The organism is Streptomyces sp. CNT360, assembly GCF_000424785.1.
Genome location: NZ_AUKO01000001.1, coordinates 248452 through 267798, shown reverse-complemented (window position 1 = coordinate 267798; position 19347 = coordinate 248452). Strand labels below are relative to the sequence as shown.

At 72.5% G+C, this 19347-nt stretch carries 16 protein-coding genes; 8 read left to right on the top strand and 8 right to left on the bottom strand.

Going from position 1 to position 19347, the window contains the following annotated elements:
* Positions 1 to 109 precede the first annotated feature (109 nt).
* The 3 genes from H297_RS0101115 to H297_RS0101105 all read left to right on the top strand — a co-directional run bounded on the left by H297_RS0101115 (position 110) and on the right by H297_RS0101105 (position 2863).
* Entirely contained in the window at positions 110 to 1384 is a 1275-nt protein-coding gene (locus H297_RS0101115) for an Ig-like domain-containing protein (protein WP_027735544.1), read from the top strand.
* 71 nt (positions 1385 to 1455) lie between these two features.
* Positions 1456 to 2247 carry an enoyl-CoA hydratase-related protein gene (locus H297_RS0101110; RefSeq protein WP_027735543.1) on the top strand — a complete coding sequence of 264 codons (792 nt, stop codon included), beginning with the start codon at positions 1456 to 1458 and terminating at the stop codon, positions 2245 to 2247.
* 124 nt (positions 2248 to 2371) lie between these two features.
* Positions 2372 to 2863 (top strand): ATP-binding protein, encoded by a 492-nt coding sequence (locus tag H297_RS0101105; protein WP_486589363.1) that lies wholly within the window; start codon positions 2372 to 2374, stop codon positions 2861 to 2863.
* A 44-nt stretch (positions 2864 to 2907) separates the two neighbouring features.
* Here the strand turns inward: H297_RS0101105 and H297_RS33800 are convergent, their stop codons facing one another.
* Positions 2908 to 4065 (bottom strand): aromatic acid exporter family protein, encoded by a 1158-nt coding sequence (locus H297_RS33800; protein ID WP_051351391.1) that lies wholly within the window; start codon positions 4063 to 4065, stop codon positions 2908 to 2910.
* Positions 4066 to 4324: 259 nt separating this feature from the next.
* Here H297_RS33800 and H297_RS0101095 point away from each other — a divergent pair, with 259 nt between their 5' ends.
* From H297_RS0101095 to H297_RS33795, 5 genes are all read left to right on the top strand, one after another.
* Positions 4325 to 4654, top strand: a complete 330-nt coding sequence (locus H297_RS0101095; RefSeq protein WP_027735541.1) for a hypothetical protein — start codon at positions 4325 to 4327, stop codon at positions 4652 to 4654.
* A 113-nt stretch (positions 4655 to 4767) separates the two neighbouring features.
* The gene (locus H297_RS0101090) at positions 4768 to 5310 is read left to right on the top strand and encodes a DUF1360 domain-containing protein (protein ID WP_027735540.1); all 543 of its coding nucleotides are present in this window, start codon (positions 4768 to 4770) and stop codon (positions 5308 to 5310) included.
* A 123-nt stretch (positions 5311 to 5433) separates the two neighbouring features.
* Complete coding sequence (locus H297_RS0101085; protein ID WP_051351487.1) at positions 5434 to 5970, top strand: Dps family protein; 537 nt, start codon at positions 5434 to 5436, stop codon at positions 5968 to 5970.
* Positions 5971 to 6369: 399 nt separating this feature from the next.
* A complete protein-coding gene (locus H297_RS0101080) occupies positions 6370 to 8454 on the top strand; it encodes a SpoIIE family protein phosphatase (protein ID WP_027735538.1) in 2085 nt (694 codons plus the stop codon).
* Positions 8455 to 8535: 81 nt separating this feature from the next.
* Entirely contained in the window at positions 8536 to 10248 is a 1713-nt protein-coding gene (locus H297_RS33795) for a glycosyltransferase family A protein (RefSeq protein WP_051351390.1), read from the top strand.
* A gap of 178 nt (positions 10249 to 10426) precedes the next feature.
* Here the strand turns inward: H297_RS33795 and H297_RS0101070 are convergent, their stop codons facing one another.
* The 7 genes from H297_RS0101070 to H297_RS0101040 all read right to left on the bottom strand — a co-directional run bounded on the left by H297_RS0101070 (position 10427) and on the right by H297_RS0101040 (position 19299).
* Entirely contained in the window at positions 10427 to 11089 is a 663-nt protein-coding gene (locus H297_RS0101070; RefSeq protein WP_158693624.1) for a DUF6875 domain-containing protein, read from the bottom strand.
* 240 nt (positions 11090 to 11329) lie between these two features.
* Positions 11330 to 11971: a hemerythrin domain-containing protein gene (locus H297_RS0101065; protein ID WP_486589362.1), complete on the bottom strand. Its 642-nt coding sequence runs from the start codon at positions 11969 to 11971 to the stop codon at positions 11330 to 11332.
* A gap of 96 nt (positions 11972 to 12067) precedes the next feature.
* Positions 12068 to 13906: an acyl-CoA dehydrogenase gene (locus H297_RS0101060; protein ID WP_027735535.1), complete on the bottom strand. Its 1839-nt coding sequence runs from the start codon at positions 13904 to 13906 to the stop codon at positions 12068 to 12070.
* An 86-nt stretch (positions 13907 to 13992) separates the two neighbouring features.
* Positions 13993 to 15090 carry a pyridoxal phosphate-dependent aminotransferase gene (locus H297_RS0101055; protein ID WP_027735534.1) on the bottom strand — a complete coding sequence of 366 codons (1098 nt, stop codon included), beginning with the start codon at positions 15088 to 15090 and terminating at the stop codon, positions 13993 to 13995.
* Positions 15091 to 15127: 37 nt separating this feature from the next.
* A complete protein-coding gene (locus H297_RS0101050) occupies positions 15128 to 16774 on the bottom strand; it encodes an AMP-binding protein (RefSeq protein WP_051351389.1) in 1647 nt (548 codons plus the stop codon).
* Positions 16775 to 16776: 2 nt separating this feature from the next.
* Positions 16777 to 17787, bottom strand: a complete 1011-nt coding sequence (locus H297_RS0101045) for an acyl-CoA desaturase (protein WP_027735532.1) — start codon at positions 17785 to 17787, stop codon at positions 16777 to 16779.
* A 39-nt stretch (positions 17788 to 17826) separates the two neighbouring features.
* Complete coding sequence (locus H297_RS0101040) at positions 17827 to 19299, bottom strand: MFS transporter (RefSeq protein WP_027735531.1); 1473 nt, start codon at positions 19297 to 19299, stop codon at positions 17827 to 17829.
* Positions 19300 to 19347 lie beyond the last annotated feature (48 nt).

Genomic DNA, 19347 nt, shown 5'->3' with positions numbered 1-19347 from the left:
GCACGCCGTCGTATCAGCTGCCGTCTCACGGCACCGACGGTGCGGCTCGCGTGTTCGGGGGCGCACACGGGTGCGCGCAGCCGTGTGCGGACGTGAGGATGGGGCCGTCTTGGACCTGAAGAGTGCGGTCAGGAACAAGCTGACGTGGGAGTCGATCCGCGGGGACAGCCGCGCGCAGGTCATAGGCGGGTCCGCCGTCGGCCTCGTGGTGCTGCTCGTCGTCCTGCTCCTGACGCTGACCACGTGCGGAGGCGGCGGCGGTTCGGGAGCGCGCGCCAAGGGCAGGGACGGGGGCGACAAGCCCGCCAAGGGTCCGTCCGAGGCCGTCGTCAGCATCGCTCCCCAGAACGGCGCCGACGACGTCAAGACCTCCGGCGCCCTGAAGGTGACCGCTGCCAAGGGCAAGCTGACCAAGGTGACCGTCAAGGACGCCAAGGACCACGAGGTCGAGGGTTCCGTCACCGAGGACGGCGGTGCCTGGAAGCCCGCCACCCACCTGGCCGCCGGGACGAAGTACACGGTCGACGCCGTGGCCGAGGACTCCGAAGGGCGGGCCGCCGCCAAGCACGCCGCGTTCACCACGTTCGTGCCGCAGAACACCTTCGTCGGGTACTTCACCCCGGAGAACGGCGACAAGGTCGGCGCGGGCATGCCCGTGTCCGTCAACTTCAACCGCCCGGTGACCGACAAGAAGGCGGTGGAGAAGGCGATCTCCGTCACCGCCGACCCGAAGGTCGAGGTGGCCGGCCACTGGTTCGGCGACCAGCGCCTGGACTTCCGCCCGGAGGAGTACTGGAAGGCGGGCACGAAGGTCACCATGGATCTCGACCTCAGCGGCGTCGAGGGCTCCGAGGGCGTCTACGGCACCCAGCACAAGACGGTGCGGTTCACCGTCGCGCGGCAGCAGGTCAGCGTCGTGGACGCGGAGAAGAAGACCATGACGGTGACCAAGGACGGCAAGAAGATCAAGACCGTGCCGATCACCTCGGGCAGTCCCGCCCACCCCACGTACAACGGCAGGATGGTCATCAGCGAGAAGCACCCGGTCACCCGGATGAACGGGGAGACCGTGGGCTTCGGCGGCGAGTACGACATCAAGGACGTGCCGCACGCGATGCGCCTGAGCACGTCGGGAACGTTCATCCACGGCAACTACTGGACGCCTGAGCCGCAGTTCGGCCAGGTCAACGCGAGCCACGGCTGTGTCGGCCTGTTCGACCTGCGCGGCGGCGGAGACAACGGCACGGCGGGCGCGTGGTTCTTCGACCACTCCATGGTCGGTGACATCGTCGAGATCAAGAACTCCAAGGACAAGACGATCCAGCCGGACAACGGACTGAACGGATGGAACATGTCCTGGGAGAAGTGGACGGCCCCTCAGTGACCGCCGAGGGCCCGGCCGCCTGCATGGTGGCGCCGGTCCCCAGGACGCGTAACGCCCGTTAACCTTCCTGCATGACGAATGAGGAACCCAGCGCCGCCACCGTCCGTCTCGACGTCGCCGACGGCGTCGGCACCATCCGGCTCGACCGGCCCAGGATGAACGCCCTCGACATCGCCATGCAGGACCGGCTGCGGGAGCTCGCCGGGGAGGCGGAGCGCCGCGACGACGTGCGGGCAGTGGTGCTCTACGGCGGCGAGAAGGTGTTCGCCGCCGGGGCGGACATCAAGGAGATGCGGGAGATGGACCACGCCGCGATGGTCGTGCGCTCCCGGGGGCTCCAGGAGGCGTTCACCGCCGTCGCACGGATCCCCAAGCCGGTCGTGGCGGCCGTCACCGGCTACGCGCTGGGCGGCGGCTGCGAGTTGGCACTCTGCGCGGACGTGCGCTTCGCGGGTCGGGGCGCCAAGCTCGGCCAGCCGGAGATCCTGCTCGGCCTGATCCCCGGCGCCGGCGGGACCCAGCGGCTGTCCCGGCTGATCGGCCCCGCCAGGGCCAAGGACCTGATCTTCACGGGCCGCAACGTCGAGGCGGCCGAGGCCCACCGGATCGGGCTGGTCGACCACGTGGTGCCGGACGCCGAGGTCTACGAGCGGGCCCACGCCTGGGCGGCCCGCCTCGCGCGTGGCCCGGCGCTGGCGCTGCGCGCCGCCAAGGAGGCGGTCGACTTCGGGCTGGAGGCCGGCATCGAGACGGGACTCGCCGTCGAACGCACCGCGTTCGCGGGCCTGTTCGCCACCGAGGACCGGGAGATCGGGATGCGCAGCTTCGTCGAGGAGGGCCCCGGCAAGGCGCGGTTCCGCTGACCGGCGCCGCTGCGCGACGGCCGGGCACCGCACCGCGCGCGGCCGGTGTGCGGGCGCCCTCCCGTCCGGCCGGAAACCAGGGAACCGGCCCCCAGGGGTCTGCCGTGCCGTCATGATGGAGGCCATGGCGGGTCAGGGAGATGTGGCGAGCGTGACCGAACGGGCTCCGAGCGACGCAGCGCACGAGTGGGACGCCGAACCGGTGAGCACTGTCCTCGAACGGGCGGGCGATCCGACCGCAGCCGAGGTGCCGCTGGTCAACGTGCCCGAGTCCGCGCGCCGCGCGCGACGGCTCGCCCAAGCCGTCCTCCAGCAGCGCTGGGCCCTCCCGGCGCAGGTCACCGAGCTGACGGTGCTGCTCGTCTCCGAACTCGTCGGCAACGCCGTGCGGCACACCGGCGCGCACACCATCGGCATCCGCATGCTGTTGCGCTCGGGCTGGATCCGCGTGGAGGTGCGCGACCCCTCGCGCGGGCTGCCCTGCCTGCTCCCGGTCGGTGAGCTGGATACCAGCGGCCGGGGCCTCTTCCTCGTCGACACCCTCGCCGAACGCTGGGGCGTGGACCTGCTGCCCCGCGGCAAGACGACCTGGTTCGAGATGCGCGCGGGGGACTGACGGCCGCGCCCGGTCGGGCCGCACCCTCTTCCGCCCGGACCCGGTCAGCCCCTGCGCGGGGGGTGGACGGCGCCCTGTTCGTGGGCGTGGCGGAACTCCACCAGCAGCCGGTCCGCGTCCGTCAGCAGCACCCCGTGGCTGGGCCAGGCCTCGCCCTCCGCTCTCTCGCACAGCTTCGCGTACCGCTCGCGGGAGTCCCGCAGGGTACGGCGCAGGGGGTCGTCGCCGCCGCCCCCTTCGTCCTCCTGGGAGCCGATCAGTCCGGCCGCCTCGGAGAGCGTCTCCAGCAACTCCCCGTAGGCGTGCAGGAAAGCGTCGCCGGGACGGCCCGTTTCCTCGTCGCGGAACCGTACGAAGCCGTAGCTGATGCTGCGGATCTGCTCGCCTGCCCGGCCCAGCGACTCCATCAGGACGCGGTAGCCCTGGAAGCTTCGCGGAATCGTCCGGCGGTGCAGCCAGGTGCGGGGGTTGTACACGACGCTCTCCGCGCCGGAGGCGACGGCGTCCCGGGCCGCCCCCAGCGTGGCGTCCAACTGCCGTGCGCGGTGCAGCCAGTCCTCGGCCGTCTCCTGCTCCGGCAGCCCCTCCTTGAGGCCGTCGGCCATGTCTCCCAGCAGGGTCCGGGTGGCTCGGCTGATCTCCTCGATGCCCTGCTCGGCGGTGCGGTAGCGCAGCGGCGGCAGGACCAGCATGGCGATCGCGATGCCCACCGCGGCCCCCAGCAGGGCCATCTCGATGATCTCCCACAGCATCTGGAGGTGGGAGCCGGAGAGCGCGTTGTAGGCGAAGACCCCGGCGACGGACACCTGGATCCCCTGACCGCCCAGCCTGCGCCAGCGGCCGATCAGCAAGGTGGCGGTCAGCATCACCGCGAAGGCCACCGCGTTCTCGCCGATGAGAGGGCCGACCAGCCCGGCCGCGACGACTCCGAGCACGACCGCCAGCACGAACCGCAGGGACTGCATCACGGAGCGGTAGGCGGTGGACTGCACCACCAGCAGCGCGGTGAAGGGCGCGTAGGTCGGCTGCGCGGAGCCGATCACGTAGGCGCCGATCCCCCAGGAGAGCACACCGGCCGCCCCGCTCTTGAGCAGCAACAGCGCCGTCTCGCGCTCCGGTCCCGCCTGGTGCCGTGCCCGGTGCAGGGCGCGGCGGAGCCTGGCCGCCGCCGTCGGCGGCCACCAGTTCCGAGTCCGGTCCACCGGCCTTGCTCCTTCCCCGCCCGTCTCGGCCGCCGCGCCCCGCCTGGCCGTCCTGTTCCTACGGAGTGCCCGCACCGGGTGCTCCAAAAGCGGCGAGTGATGCCGGCTTGCACGTGTGGCGCTCGGCGCATGTGGAACCCGGCCGACGAAAGCGCCGGTGCGGTCGCCGTCGGGCGTGCGAGAGCGGACGATGAAAACGGCAAAAGGCTGATAACGGTCACAAGGTAACGAGCACACAGTACGGACAGAGGGAGGAACCATGCCTGCAGGTGCGAACTCCAAGCGCGAGCGTCAGTACGAGCACATCAAGAAGGGCGCCGAGAAGCGCGGCACCTCCACCGGCCGGGCCAAGGAGATCGCGTCCCGCACGGTGAACAAGGAGCGCGCCCAGAAGGGCGAGGCCAGGACCGCCAGCCGCACCTCCGTGCGCGACAAGCCCGCACCCGAGCGCGGCGGTCAGCGCTCCGGCAACCGTATGGGACCCGGAGGCCCCACGCGCGACCAGCTCTACAACGAGGCCAAACAGCGCGGCATCGAGGGCCGCTCCCACATGAACAAGAAGGAGCTCCAGCGCGCTCTCGGCCGCTGAGGCGGCACCGTCCGCCGACGGCGCACCGCGCCCGCCGCGACCGCCGTCAACAAGGCCGTTTCACCCCGAGCGGGGCGGGAACCCCGTGGCGACGTCGAGGGAGGTGACGCAGTATGCCGGGCACGCCCGAGAACGCGCGCTCGCCCCGCGAGCCGGTGCGGGAACACGAGCACCGCTACGCGCCGGATGCCGAGCGCCCCCTGGGCGGCCACCTGGCCGTGCTGTCGTCATTCGGCACCGGTGTCGCCGGGGCCGCGCTCGCGCCCCGTCCGGCCGGGCGCCGGGCACCGCAGGACCTCGGCCCACGGGAACGGGTGCTGCTGACTTTGGCGACCCACAAGCTGTCCCGGATGCCGGCCGAGGACACGGTGACCGGCCCGCTGCGGGCGCCGTTCACCCGGTACGAGGGCACCAGCGCCTACGCCGGGGCCGCGGAAGAGGTGCGCGACGAGAGGGGCTCGGGGCTGCGGCACGCCGTGGGCGAGCTGCCCACCTGTCCCTCTCGCCTCGCCCCCTGGGCGGCCTCCGCGCTGCTCGTACTGCGCGCCGCCTCCCCCGCCACCGCACGCACCTGCTTCAGCGGCCTGCTTGCGGGCTCGGACTTCCGCCAGTCCGCGTACGCGGCCGCACAGCAGCGGCACGCACCCGGGGACTGACCGGCCCGCACAGCCGGCGATCTGTCCCGCACACACCTACCGAGGATTTACCGAGGATTGGAGCGCACCGTGGCAGCCAACGCTTCGCACAACGGATCCACCCCCTCCTACACCGTTCCGGGCATGTCCACCAGCGAGGGGGGCGATGTCATCCAGCTCCTGCGGATGCGACTGCACGCCCTCAACGACCTTGCGCTGACGCTCAAGCACGTGCACTGGAACGTGGTCGGACCGCACTTCATCGCCGTGCACGAGATGCTCGACCCGCAGGTCGAGGCGGTCCGCGAGATGATCGACAACACGGCCGAGCGCATCTCCACACTGGGCGGCTCCCCCTGGGGTACCCCGGGCGTGCTGGTCGCCGAACGCACCTGGGACGACTACGCGCTCGGCAGGGCCGAGGCCATCGAGCACCTCGGTGCCCTCGACGTGGTCTACACCGGCGTCATCGAGGACCACCGCAAGGCCGTCGAGGCCACCGACACCTCGGACCTGGTGACCCAGGACCTGCTGATCGAGCACCTGCGGAAGCTCGAACTCTTCCAGTGGTTCGTCCGCGCCCACATCGAGAGCTCCGGAGGCAAGCTCTCCACGGGGCCGCGCGACTCGGAGGAGGCCGCCGCGGGCAAGGCCGCCAAGGAGGCCCGCGGGAAGCCCTGACCCGCACGCGGGGCACGTCCACGGCCGCGCCGCCGACCCCACCGGGGTTCGGCGGCGCGGCCGTGTGTGCTGGGGGCCGTGTGCCGGGGCGGCAGGCCCGGGCGCGCCGCGTCGGGCAGGCCCGGGGCGCCCAGGTTCCCGGATGTGCCCAGGTGGGGGAGGGTGCGGTGGCGCGGATGGCGCTCCTCGGCGCGCGGTGGCCGCCGCCTGGCGGCATGATGGTGGGGCGGCCCCGCCGAAGGGTGCCGTGGCCGTACCGGACCGACCGCCGGGCGCCCGCCCGGGACCCGCGGGTGGCGCGGCCCCGTACTCACCGTCGTACCCACCTTCGTACACACCCGTCGTACCCACCGTTCGACTCGGAGCCGGCTGACAGGGGGCCGCGACCGGGAGATGGCGATGCACCGCTTCCGCGAACCTCGCAGGGGACCGAGCGTGCAGAGCGACCCGCCGGTCGCCGCGCACGTGGCGCTGGCCGTCAACGGCATGGGCAGCTTCAGCTGGGACCTGATCAGCGGCCGGATGCGGTTCGACGACGCCGGGCTCGCCGTGATGGGCTTCCGGCCCGAAGAGTACGACGACCGGCCGTCCACGCTGGAACAGCGCATGCTCGACCAGGAGCTGCCCGACATCCAGGCGCAGGTCGGCCGGGCCATGAAGGAACGCTCCGGGTACAGCCTCTACTTCCGGATCCGGCACCGCGACGGCTCCCTGCGCTGGACCCACACCCAGGGCACCGTCGTCTGCGACGACCGTGGCCGCCCCGCCCAGGTCATCGGGATCGTCCGCGACGCCAGCCAGGAGCTGCGGGCGGTCGACCAGACCCGCGAGCTGCGCCAGGCCAAGAGCGACCGCCGCCGGCAGGCCGACATCGTCGGCCACGTCAACGAGACCCTCGCCGCGACGGTGACCGTGGACGACGTCGCCGAGGCGCTGACCACCGACCGGTTCCTGCGCCGCCTCGGCGCCGCCAGCATCCTCGTGGGCCTTGCCGAAGGCGGGCGGGTCGGACTGGTGGGGGCCAACGGCGTGTCGCAGGACATCCTCCGCGACTTCCATCTGGCCCGTATCGCCGAGCCGCTGCCGCTCAGCGAGGCGGTGCGCACCCGCAACCCGGTGTTCGTGACCGACCGCGCCGAGTTCGCCCGGCGGTACCCGGGGCTGAGCCCGTACCTGCGGACGTTGCCGCGGGCCACCGCCGCCGTCTATCTGCCGCTGATCGCGCACGACACCCCCATCGGGGCGCTCGGCCTCACCTACGAAGGCAAGGCCCGCTTCACCCACGACGAGCGCACCGTGCTCACCGCGCTGAGCAGCACCATCGCCCAGTCCCTCCAGCGGGCGCTGCTCTACGACCAGGAGCACGAGCTCGCCGCCGGGCTGCAGACCGCGATGCTGCCGGGCCACATCCCGCACGTGCCCGGACTCTCCATGGTCACCCGCTACCGCCCGGCCCGCGCCCGGGGCGGCATCGGCGGGGACTGGTACGACGCCGTCACCCTGCCCGACGGGCGCATCGCGGCAGTCGTCGGCGATGTGCAGGGGCACGACGTGACCGCCGCCGCCGTGATGGGCCAGCTACGGATCGCGCTGCGCGCCTACGCCGCCGAGGGACACCCGCCCACCACCGTCATGGCGCGGGCCTCCGCGTTCCTCGCCGAGCTGGACACCGACCGGTTCGCCACCTGCCTGCTCGTCCTGCTCGACCCGCACACCGGCCTGGCGGTCAGCGTCCGCGCCGGTCACCTGGACCCGGTGCTGCGCCGCCCCGACGGGAGCTGCGTGTGGCTCAACACCCCCGGCGGGCTCCCGCTCGGCCTGACCGCGCCCACCGCGCAACCTCCCTACGCGACCGCCGAGACGGTGCTGGACCCCGGGTCGACGCTGCTGCTGTGCACCGACGGGCTCGTCGAGTCCCGCGCCAAGGACATCGACCAGGGCCGGGACCAGCTCATCGACGCCGTACGCTCCGGCCCGTCGCGCCCCGATCCGCTCGCCGACCACCTGCTGCGCACGATGGGCACCTTCACCGGGCAGGAGGACGATGTCGCCCTGCTGCTGCTCCGGCGCGCCGCGGGACGGCACCACACCTCGCCGCAGATGGCCGTCACCATCACCCCCTCCGACCCGCACTCGCTCCAGGCAGCGCGGGAAGCCCTGCGTACCGCGCTGCACCGCTGGTCGCTGGACGGTCTGTGCGACACGGCGCAGTTGCTGGCCAGCGAGATGGCCACCAACGCGCTGCTGCACACCGGCGGCGACGCCACCCTGACGGCCAGGCCGGTGCGCAACGGGGGGCGGGCCCTGCGCATCGCGGTCACCGACACCTCGCCCGCCTCGCCGCAGCGCCGGGCGGCCACCGAACAGTCCACCTCGGGCCGGGGCCTGATGCTCATCGAGGAGCTGGCCACCGACTGGGGCGTGGAGCCGCGCGGCAACGGCAAGCGCGTGTGGTGCGAGATCCCCCTCACACCGGCCAGGTGATTCGGCCGCCACGCGCCGGGCACCCGCGCCGGGGATTCCATCCGCAGGGTTGTCCGCCGAGCGAAAGGCCGCACGCACACCATGCCCGTGAACACCGGCGCGCCGTCGGCCGCCGCAGGTCCTTCCCCGGTCAAGATCAGCATCGTCGTGCCCACCTCCAACACGGGCCGGACGGTGCTCACCGGGTTGCGCTCCTTCCTGGCGCAGACCATGCCGCGCTCGCAGTTCGAGGTCATCTACGTGGACGACGGGTCCGTCGACGACACCGTCGCCCTCCTGAAGGCCGAGACGGCCGCGCAGGACGCGCACGACACCGTCCGCGTCCTGCGCATCCCGAACTCCGGCTGGCCCGGGCGCCCCCGCAATGTCGGCACCGACGCGGCCCGCGGCAGCTACGTCTACTACGTGGACGACGACGACTGGCTGGCCCCCGAGGCCCTGGAGCGGACCTGGGCCCGGGCCTGCGAGACCGGCGCCGACATCGTCATCGGCCGGATGGCCGGCCACGGCCGCAGGGCGCCGCGGGCGCTGTTCGAGAAGCCGATGGAGGCCGGGGATCTGCGCAGCGACCCCGCGCTGCTGGCCTCCATGACGGTGCACAAGCTCTTCAGGCGTGACTTCCTGCGGGCGCACGGGCTGCGCTTCCCCGAGGGGAAGGTGCGCCTGGAGGACCACATGTTCACGCTGCGGGCCTTCCTGCTCACCGACCGGGTCGCCACCGTCCACGACTACACCTGCTACCACTGGGTGCGGCACACCGGCGGCAACCACAACGTCAGCTTCGAGCGGAGCGAGCCGGGCGCCTACATCGACAGCGTCCGTCAGGTCCTCGCGCTCCTCGACGCCCCCGACACCCGGGTCCCGGCCGGCCGCCACCGCAACCGCCTGGCGGCCAAGTGGTACGGCAAGAAGGCGCTGGACCGCATCGGTGGGCGGCGCCTGCTGGAGGAGAGCGCCGAGCGGCGGGCCGACTGGTTCGCGGCGGTGCGCGCCCTGGCCCGCGACATGCCTCAGGAGGCGGACGCGGCGCTGCCCACCCGGCTCCGGGTCGTCGCGGCCCTGGCCCGGCACGGCGATCTCGCCGCCGCCGAGGAACTGGCGGCCTTCGAGGCCGGGGTCGGGCACCGGCCCCGCGTCGAGGCGGCCGAGCAGCGCGACGACGGCTCCTGGCACCTGCGGTGCACGACCGCGCTCGTCCGCAGGCGCGGCAGGGGGCGGGGGGCGGCACGGCTGGTCTTCTCCCGCACTGCGGACGGCCGCCTCCTGCTGCGGCTGCCGCCCCGCGTCGCGGCCGTCCCGGGGGCGGTCGAGGCGGCCGACTTCGCCAAGGCCGTACGGCGCAGCAACGTGCGCGGCCAGTTGCGGCACCGCGAGGGCGGCACCGTGCTGAACCTGGCCACCACCTGGCGGGTGACCGAGGACGCGGCCACGGAGCGGAACGGGCCACAGGCACCGCGCAGCCGTCCGGCGCGGTGGCGCCGCGGGCTGCGGAGGCTGTGGGACCAGGCTGCCGCGCACATACCCGGCAGGGCGCCCGCCCCCGACACGCGCACCCTGCGCTACGAGGCCGAGTTCACCGTCGACCCCGCCACCGCCGACCACGGCCGTCCGCTGGCTCCCGGCACCTGGGATGTGCACTTCCAGCTCGGCGTCGGCGGCTGGCGCACCTCCCGGCGGCTGCGCGGCCGCACCATCGAGGTCCCTCAGCGGCCGCGGGGAAGCTCCCGTTCCCTCCGGTCGGAGCCGTCCAGCCCTGCCGCGCGGTCCCGCCCTTCACCCGCCCTGTCACCCTGACCCGCCGGGCCCGCGCGCGGTCGGACCGGCGCAGCAGGCACCCGCAAGCAGGTGTGGGGGGTGGCGGTGACAAGTCTGTGGCGTCCACGTCTGCCGGCAGCCGCTCGGTCGTGACGGTGCCGTGCGTGGCGCGTTCCCCGTGAGTTGTACCGGCTCTCAGCCCTCGTTGAGGCTTCGTTCAGGCATCGTTCCACCGGTCCCGTGCCGTGGCGAACGTCTCGGCGAACAGCGGGTCGGCGACCGCCCCCTGTTCGTGCCGCTTGCCGTACCGCTGTTCGTAGGCGGCGAACCACTCGGGGTCGGAGTCGAGGAAGAGCACGTCGTGCAGCGCCATCCGGCGCATGGCCAGCATCGGCACCGGGGCCCGGGCGACCTGGAATTCGGGGTTGCGGGCGGCGCGTTCGTCACAGTGCGGGTGGAACTGGGCCAGCATCAGCCCGCGGTCCACCAGTTCGGGCTTGACCAGCCGGTGTGTCTCGTCGAGCAGGTGGTAGCGCTCCTCGGGGAGGCCGGAGAGGACCAGCACCAGTGTGTGCAGGAAGCGGTTGCGGCCCTCCCAGTTCGTCTTCTCGAAGGTCTCGGCCATCCGGCGCACCACCTCGACCAGGCCCTCGGCGTCGGCGCCCGGATCGACCTCCCACTCCTCCAGCAGGAAGGTCTGCGCCTTCATCGCGGACTCCACGAACGGGCAGACCGCGCCGTCCCGGTTGGTGCCCTCGTGCGGGCGCATGACGAACTCGTCCACCCACCGTCGCCCCGCCTCCAGAAGCGGCGACGACGAGCTGTCCGCCGCGCCCGATCTCTCGTGCGAGGACGGGAGGTGTCTTATGGGTATGTGCATGGATATTCCTCCTCGCTCAAGAACGCACTGAACCGCCGCCCGGCCCGTGCGACAGGGGGTGCGGTCGCTCGGCGACCGGGCGGTCCAGTGGTTCAGTTCTGACCGTTCAGTTCCGGCGCAGCAGCGTCACTGCTCGCTTCCGGTGGAGCAGCGCCACCGCGCCGGCGCCGGTGCTCCGGCGACGGCGGTGCGGCACCTGAGTGGTGGCTTCAAGCGGTGGCGTCTCCGGTGGCCGTGCCGTCAGTAGGTGTCGCCGAACGCGGCGCGCCGGTTCTTCTCCAGCCAGCCGCTGAACAGCCGTCCGACCGGTGCGCCGGGAACGCCGCCGCGCTCCGCAGGGGTTGCCACCGACAGCAGCCAGGCCGGCATGAACCGCAGCGTCCAGCCCGGTGCCGTCTTGCGCATATGGGTCGCGAAGCCCTTCCAGACGCCCTTGTCGAGGGCGGGGGCCAGCCGCCCCGTCAGCTCGCGCTCCTCGTCCCCGGCGTGCTGGGCGAGCTGCTCGCGCAACTCGTCCGTCTGGGCGGCCAGCTCGGCCGGGGCCGCCTCGTCGCTGCCGAGCCGGCGGCTCGTGGCGTGCCAGGCGTGCAGGACCTTGGTGAGGTCCTCGTGCTCGGCGGTCATCAGCGCCAACGCCTCCTCGTCGGCGCCGCGTTCGCGCAGCTTGGGCCAGAGGAAGTCGTCCTCGCCCTCGTGGTGGTGCTCGATGAGCTGGGAGATTCTGTCCACGTAGCCGCGCAGGGCGGTGGCGCGCTCGGAGTTCCCGGCCGGCAGCTCGCGCGCGGCGCGGCCGATGCGCTCCAGGTCGCGCACCATGGCGCGGTGGGCCAGCAGCATCGTCTGGTGTCCCGGGGCGAGTGCGGTGGTCGAAGACTCGGTCACAAGTGGCTCCTTACAGGCTCGACGGTCGGAGGGACCCTGGGGGTCGGTGCTTCACATGCGCCGGGCACGCGCACCGCGGGGTCCGGCGCGGGGCGGTCACCAGGCGTCGTCCGGCAGCCCCATCAGGATGCTGTCGTGACGCTCCGCGAGGGCCCGTTCGGTGGTGAGCAACGGAAGCACCTCCTGGGCGAAGAACCTGGCCGTCGCTATCTTGCCCAGACGAAAGGCGCGTCCGGCACCGTTCCGGCCGTCTGAGCCCGCATCCAACTGCGCCTGAGCGACCCCCGCCTGACGCAGCAGCAGCCAGCCGAGCAGCAGGTCACCGGTGGCCATCAGCAGCCGTGTGGTGTTCCGTCCCACCTGGTGGACCGCGGCGGGCTCCTCCAGCGAACGGAGCAGGAACGCGCCCAGGGCGTCCGCCATCGCGCGCACCTGCGTCACCGCCTCCGCGAGGAGCGCGCGCTCCTCCGCCAGGGCGCCGCCCGCCTCCTGGCGTGTCTCTTTCTCCACCTCGGTGAGCAGTCCTCCGAGGGCCGCGCCCTGATCCCGCGCGATCTTGCGGAAGAAGAAGTCCTGCCCCTGGATGGCGGTGGTCCCCTCGTACAGGGTGTCGATCTTGGTGTCGCGGATGTACTGCTCCAGCGGGAAGTCCTTCATGTAGCCCGCCCCACCAAGGATCTGCAGGGAGTGGTTGAGCTGCTCGCAGGCGCGCTCGGAGCTGTAGCCCTTGACGACGGGCAGCAGCAGGTCGTTGCGTGCCGTCGCTTCCTCGTCGGTGCGTCCCTCCGCCTGCGCGGCGGCGATCCGGTCCTGCAGCGTCGCCGTGTAGAGGACCAGGGCGCGCAGCCCCTCCGCGTATCCCTTCTGGAGCAGCAGGGAGCGCCGCACCTCGGGGTGCCGGGTGATGGGCACCTTGGGGGCGGAGCGGTCACCGAGTGCGGCCAGGTCGGTGCCCTGGATCCGCTCCTTCGCGTACCCGACCGCGTTGAGATAGCCGGTGGACAAGGTGGCCGCGGACTTGGTGCCGACGATCATCCGGGCCTGCTCGATGATCTGGAACATCTGCCGGATGCCGTTGTGCTCCTCGCCGAGCAGCATGCCGACGGCCGGCTCCTGGGCCCCGAAGGTGAGTTCGCAGGTGGCCGAGGCCTTGAGGCCCATCTTGTCCTCCAGCGCGGTGGCGTGCACCCCGTTGCGTGCCCCCAGCCTGCCGGTCGCTGGGTCGGCGAGGCGGAACTTCGGCACCAGGAACAGCGACAGACCCTTGGTGCCGGGCCCGTGCCCGTCGGGGCGGGCGAGCACGAAGTGGACGATGTTCTCGGCCAGGTCGTGCTCGCCGGAGGTGATGAACCGCTTGACGCCCTCCAGATGCCACGTCCCGTCCGGCTGCCGCCGCGCCCTGGTCCGGCAGGCACCCACGTCGCTGCCCGCCTCGGGCTCGGTCAGCACCATCGTGGCGCCCCACTGCCGGTCGACCATCCACCGGGCGAGCCGCCGCTGTTCCTCGGTGCCGAGGCGGTCGAGGACCCGTGCGAAGCCGGTGAACCCCTGGTAGAGGTAGACCGCCGGGTTGGCGCCCAGGGCCAGCTCCGCCACCGCCCAGCGCAGTGACGGGGGCGCGTCGGCCCCGCCGAGCGACGCCGGCAGGTCGAGCAGGTGCCAGCCGCCGTCCGTCCAGGCCCGGTAGGCGCGTTTGAAGGAGTCGGGCAGCGTGACGGAGCGGGCCTGGGGGTCGTGGACCGGCGGGGTGCGGTCCGCCGCGACGGCGGCGTCCGCCAACTGGTGCACCGCCAGGCGTTCGACCTCGGCCAGCACCGTGCGGGCGGTGTCCTGGCCGGTCCCGGCGAACGCCCCCTTGCCGTACACGTCGTGGCGGCCCAGCACATCGAAGAGGGTGAACTCCAGGTCCCGCAGGTTCGACTTGTAGTGGCCCATGGCCTCCGGCTGCTCCTTCCGTAAGAGGTGTCGGCCCGGCGCCTCGCCCCGGCCCGGGGCCGGGCGGTGTGCGGCGCCGGGGTGGATCAGTGGCGGCCGAGCAGGTGGGCGAGGGCCGCGGCGAGGCGCTCGACCTCCGCCTCCGTACCGACCGAGATGCGCAGCTTTCCGGGCAGCCCGAGGAGGGTCAGATCGCGGACGAGGATGTGGTGTTCCTCGGCGAGCCGGGCCGCGAAGCGGGTGCTGTCGCCGGGTTCGGTGCCCTGCCCAGGGACCTCGACCATCACGAAGTTCGTCGCCGAGGGGGAGTGGCCGAGGCCCAGCGAGTCCAGGGTCTTGCACAGCAGCTCCCGGGCCCGGGCGTTGTCCGCGCGCACCCGGTCCAGGTGGGCGGGGGCCTCCAGGGCGCGCAGCACGGCGCGCTGGGCCGGGCGGTTGACGTTGAAGGGCAGCGCCCTCGCGCTCGCGGTGATCCGTTCCACCAGCTGAGGCGGGCCGAGGGCGAGACCCGCCCGCACCGAGGCCAGCCCCCACGCCTTGGAGAAGGTGCGGGTCACCAGTACCCGACGCCCCTCGCGCACCGCTTCGAGCGCGAACTCGTGTGCGGGGCCCGCGAAGTCGAGGTACGCCTCGTCGAAGACCAGCACGGTGCCGCTGCTCTCGGCGGCGTCGATCAGCTCGGTGACCTCCTCGCGGTCCAGCAGCGCCCCGGTCGGGTTCAGCGGGTTGCAGACGAAGGCGAGGGCAGCACCCTGCCGCACGGCCGCCGTGAGGCCGGCGACCGGAAGGGCCGCACCCGCCAGCGGAACCACGTGCGTGGGTGCGCCCACGGCCGCCGCCGAGGTCACGTAGCCGGGGAAGGTGGAGTCGGTGGTGACGACGCGGCTGCCGGGCTCGCGCAGGAACGTCATCGAGGCGAGCAGCACCAGCTCGTCGGTGCCGTTGCCGATGGCGATCATCTCGGGGGCGACACGGAAGTGCTCGGCCAGGCGCTCGCGCAGCAGACCGCACTCGCTGTCCGGATAGCGGTTGAGGTGCTGCGCCGCCTCCGTGTGCACGGCCTCGACGGTGCCGGGTGGCGGGCCGTACGGGTTCTCGTTGAGGTGGAGGCGCAGGTAGTCCTCCCGGCCGATGATCTCGGTGGCGGTGAAGAAGTCCGGCTGCGCCGGGCGGCCCTGGAGCATGGGGTGTCTCTCTTTCGAACGGTGGCTCAGGGGCGGGTCAGTCCAGCGGGATCCGGGCGAGGGTCTTCAGCGCGCCCCCGTCCGGTCCCAGGGCGGCCCGGCAGCGGAAGCGCTGGATCTTCCCGCTGGGGGTCCGGGGCAGGTGGCCGCGCTCGACGAAGACGCACTCGGCGAGCGCGATGCCCGACTTCTCCCGGGCGACGGTGGCAGCCCGGCCGGCGATCACGTGGAAGTCGTCGCTGCGGCGCTTGGGTTCGAGCAGCAGGACCAGCCGGGAGATGCCGCCGTCGGCCACGTCCACCAGGGCCGAGCAGCCCTCGCGGACCGGGCCGAGCGCCTCGACGGCCGATTCGATCTCGCTCGTGTACACGTTGCGCCCGCCCACCGAGATCAGGTCGTCGGCACGGCCCACGAAGTACACCTCGCCTCGATGGACGAAGCCCAGGTCGCCGGTGTGCAGCACGCCGTCCCGGAACCGCTCGGCCGTGCGCGCGGGGTCCCCGAGGTAGCCGGAGGCCAGGCTCGGGGAGGAGACCAGGAGCTGCGAGACCCGGCCCGGCTCCTGCGTGGTCACCGTTACCCCGGGCAGCGGCGGGCCGTTGGAGACCAGCCGGGTGGCGCCGGGGGTGTCCTCGGCGACCTCGACGATCTCCCCGTCCCGCAGCGCCGCCCCGTCGAAACTGCGGGCGACCGGGTGCTCTCCCGTCGGGCTGCTGGCGACCGCCAGCGTCGCCTCGGCCATGCCGTACGCGGGCATGAACGCCGCCCGGCTCAGGCCCGAGGGACCGAACGCGGTCATGGCCGTCTCCAGGGTCGCCGCGTCCACCCGCTCGGCGCCCACCACGAAGACCTTCAGGGCGAGCGGCTTCGGCAGCGGGGTGCGGCCCTGTGCCCGGGCGGCCAGGTACAGGGCGGTGTTCGTGCCCGCGGACATGGTGGCGCCGAAGTCGGACATGTCCCGGAACCAGGTGCGCGGCGCCATCCCGAAGCGCTCGGGGGAGGAGAGGACGAAGTCGTAGTCGAACGCCCAGGCGTTCAGCAGCGTTCCGAAGACGCCCATGTCGTGGGAGAGCGGCAGCCAGGAGACGATCGTCTCGGCACCGACGCGCCCGTCCGCCAGGTCGTAGAGCATGTGCAGGTGGGTGGCGATGGCGCGGGAGGTGAGGGCGCACCCCTTGGGCAGGCTCGTGCTGCCGGACGAGTACTGGACGAAGGCGATGTCCTGCGGCCCCGGCGGCGACGGGTCCAGGTGCCCGCCGCCGTACAGCGAGGTCCAGGTATGCACCGGGAACCGCGCGGTCAGCCCGGCCGGCACCAGCGGCAGCATCGACTCGTCCGTCAGCAGCATCGCCGCGTCGAGCCGTTCGGTCAGCCGCGTCAACTGGCTCCCGTACTCCTGGGGGCTCTGCCCCCGGGCCGGCAGCGGGAAGGAGGCGACGGCGCCGCCGGCCAGCCAGACCGCGAGCAGCCCGCGCACGGTGTGCGCCGAGTTGGTGAGGACGGTCGCGACCCGCGTCCCCGGCCGCACACCTGCCGCGCGGAGTGCGGCCGCCATGCCGTGGGCCTCCCGTACGACCTGGCGCCACGGGGTGTGCCCGAAGCTGTCGCCGTCCCAGTGGTGCAGGACCCCCTTCGACTCCTCGCGCAGCAGCAGGTCCCACAGTTCGGTGCCGGTGGCTGCCATGGCTACTCCACGTCCACGAGGGAGACGTCGGAACCGTCGCGCGAGCGGTCCGCCATGGGGGCGATGCGCTGCTGGGCGGCGAGCAGTTCCTGCCGGTCGAGCTTGGTGCCGTCGACCCGGCTGATCCCGGCCTCGCGCATCGTCATCCGCTCCGGGTCGATCCGGATGACCTTCCAGGCCAGCCGGGAGCGCTCCAGGCTCCAGATGAAGACGGCCGACAGGTCGACCTCGTACCACTTCATCCCGTGCCGTGCGGAGCGCGGGAAGGCGTGGTGGTTGTTGTGCCAGGCCTCACCGAAGGACGGCACGGCCAGCCAGGCGACGTTGCGGGACTCGTCGGTGGTGGTGAACCGGCGGCGGCCGAAGTAGTGGCCGATGGAGTTGACCGCGTACGTCATGTGGTTGATCAGGAAGATCCGCACCAGGCCGCCCCACAGGACGCCGGTCAGCAGCGCCTGGACCGAGCCGCCGGTGATTGCGAAGGCCAGCAGGCCGGGCAGCAGGATGCCGGCGGCGACGACGAGCACGAACTTCTCGCTGAGCCAGCGCAGCGGCTTCTCCCGCACCAGGTCGGGGCAGTAGCGGATGGGGTCGGACTTGAGGCCCTCGTCGAAGAGCCAGCCCAGGTGCGCGTGCCACATCCCGGCGATCGCGCCCTTGAAGCCGGGCTCGAAGCCGAGGTGCGGGCTGTGCGGGTCGCCCTCCTTGTCGGCGACCCTGTGGTGCTTGCGGTGGTGGGCCGCCCAGATGATCGGCGGGCCCTGTCCCGCCATCACCCCGGCGGTGGCGAGCGCGACGCGGATGGGCTTGTACGTCTCGAAGGCGCGGTGCGTCAGCATCCGGTGGTAGCCGGTGGAGATGCCGAGGCCCGAGATGGCGTACATGATCAGCGTGACCAGCACGTCGGTCCAGCCGAAGATGTGGTTCCAGGCCAGTACCATGGCCGCGCCGAGTGCGAGCAGCGGTACCAGCGACGCGACGAGCATGTACCAGCGGTGTTCTCTGCCGTCCATATCCCTGTTGTCCTCTTCTGTGGTTTCCGGCCGTGCGGGTCAGACGCCCGAGGTGGTCTCCGGGTCGAACTCGGTGCGCAGCGCGGGCAGGGCCAGCGACAGCAGCGCGGCGCACGCGGTGAGCACCGTCCCGACCAGGAACGCCGAGTGGAAGCTCGTCAGCAGCGCGTCCGGCACCGCGGTGCCGGAGGAGATCTCGTCGTCCAGCCGGTTGCTCGCCAGGGTGGCCAGGACCGCGAGTCCGATCGCGCCGCCGATCTGCTGGCCGGTGTTGAGCACCCCGGAGGCCGCCCCGGAGTCGGCCTTGGGTACTCCGCTGACGGCCGCGACCACCAGCGGCACCATCGCCAGTCCGTAACCCGCCGCGCACAGCAGCAGGGTGGGCAGCAGGTCGGTGGGGTAGGAGGCGTCCAGCGGTGTCCTGAGCAGCAGGCCGAGCCCGAGGGTCGCCGAACCGAGGCCGACCAGGCACAGGGCCCGGCTGCCCACCTTGGGCAGGAGCTGGATCGCGATTCCGGAGAAGGCCGCCATGGTGACGCCGAACGGCGCCCAGGAGATGCCCGCCTTCAGCGGCGACCAGTGCAGCAGGTTCTGCATGTACTGGGTCAGGAAGAAGAAGATGCCGTACAGCCCCGAGGCGGCGAGCAGCATCATCACGTTGGCGGTGGAGATCTGCCGGTTGGCGAAGAGGCCGAGCCGGATCAGCGGTTCGTCGGCGCGCTGTTCCCGCACCACGAACGCGGCCAGCAGCACCGCCGCGCCCGCGAGCCCGGCCACCGTGGCCGCCGACCCCCACGGGCGGTGGTTGGTGCTGATGACGGTGTAGACGAGCAGCAGCAGCGCCCCGGTGATCAGGACGGCCCCCGTGCCGTCGGTCGCGGGCCGCTTGGCGGGCCCCTCGGTGCGGTCGGCGAGCGCGGGCCGCAGCGTGAGGGTGAACAGCAGCGCGCCGATGGGGATGTTGACGAAGAACACCCACCGCCAGTCGACGAGGTCGGTGATGAGGCCGCCCAGCAGCACGCCGGAGACCCCGGAGATGCCGGTGAGACCGCCCCAGATGCCCAGTGCCTTGCGCCGCTCCTTCGCCTCCGTGAAGACGGTGATGAGGATGGCCAGGGCGGAGGGACTCAGCAGCGCTGCCCCGAAACCCTGGGCGCCGCGGGAGACGATCAGCATCTCGGGCGAGGTGGCGAGCCCGCAGGCGAGCGAGGCGAAGGTGAAGATGCCCAGCCCGGTGAGGAACACCCGGCGGCGGCCGAACAGGTCGGCGCAGCGGCCACCGAGCACCAGGAAACCGCCGAACAGCAGCATGTAGGCGTCGACGACCCAGGCCAGCGAGGCCCGGTCGAAGTCGAGGCTGCTGCGGATGCTCGGCAGTGCCATGGCGACGACGGTGTCGTCGATGATGACCATGAACTGCGCACCGCAGGTCACCGCGAGCGCGAGGCCGGCAGCCTTGGGTACCGCGCCGGAGGGGGCCTTCTCGGTGGACCGGGCTGTTCCCCTGCCCATACGGGTTCTCCTGTTCGTCGTGCTGCGCGGGAACACAGCGTGGGGGTG

Coding starts and splice junctions, on each gene's coding strand:
- H297_RS0101040 (WP_027735531.1), bottom strand. CDS start 19,299: ATGGGCAGGGGAACAGCCCGGTCCACCGAGAAGGCCCCCTCCGGCGCG.
- H297_RS0101055 (WP_027735534.1), bottom strand. CDS start 15,090: ATGCTCCAGGGCCGCCCGGCGCAGCCGGACTTCTTCACCGCCACCGAG.
- H297_RS0101050 (WP_051351389.1), bottom strand. CDS start 16,774: ATGGCAGCCACCGGCACCGAACTGTGGGACCTGCTGCTGCGCGAGGAG.
- H297_RS0101095 (WP_027735541.1), top strand. CDS start 4,325: ATGCCTGCAGGTGCGAACTCCAAGCGCGAGCGTCAGTACGAGCACATC.
- H297_RS0101110 (WP_027735543.1), top strand. CDS start 1,456: ATGACGAATGAGGAACCCAGCGCCGCCACCGTCCGTCTCGACGTCGCC.
- H297_RS0101060 (WP_027735535.1), bottom strand. CDS start 13,906: ATGGGCCACTACAAGTCGAACCTGCGGGACCTGGAGTTCACCCTCTTC.
- H297_RS0101045 (WP_027735532.1), bottom strand. CDS start 17,787: ATGGACGGCAGAGAACACCGCTGGTACATGCTCGTCGCGTCGCTGGTA.
- H297_RS0101080 (WP_027735538.1), top strand. CDS start 6,370: ATGCACCGCTTCCGCGAACCTCGCAGGGGACCGAGCGTGCAGAGCGAC.
- H297_RS33795 (WP_051351390.1), top strand. CDS start 8,536: ATGCCCGTGAACACCGGCGCGCCGTCGGCCGCCGCAGGTCCTTCCCCG.
- H297_RS0101070 (WP_158693624.1), bottom strand. CDS start 11,089: ATGCACATACCCATAAGACACCTCCCGTCCTCGCACGAGAGATCGGGC.
- H297_RS0101090 (WP_027735540.1), top strand. CDS start 4,768: ATGCCGGGCACGCCCGAGAACGCGCGCTCGCCCCGCGAGCCGGTGCGG.
- H297_RS0101105 (WP_486589363.1), top strand. CDS start 2,372: ATGGCGGGTCAGGGAGATGTGGCGAGCGTGACCGAACGGGCTCCGAGC.
- H297_RS0101085 (WP_051351487.1), top strand. CDS start 5,434: ATGTCCACCAGCGAGGGGGGCGATGTCATCCAGCTCCTGCGGATGCGA.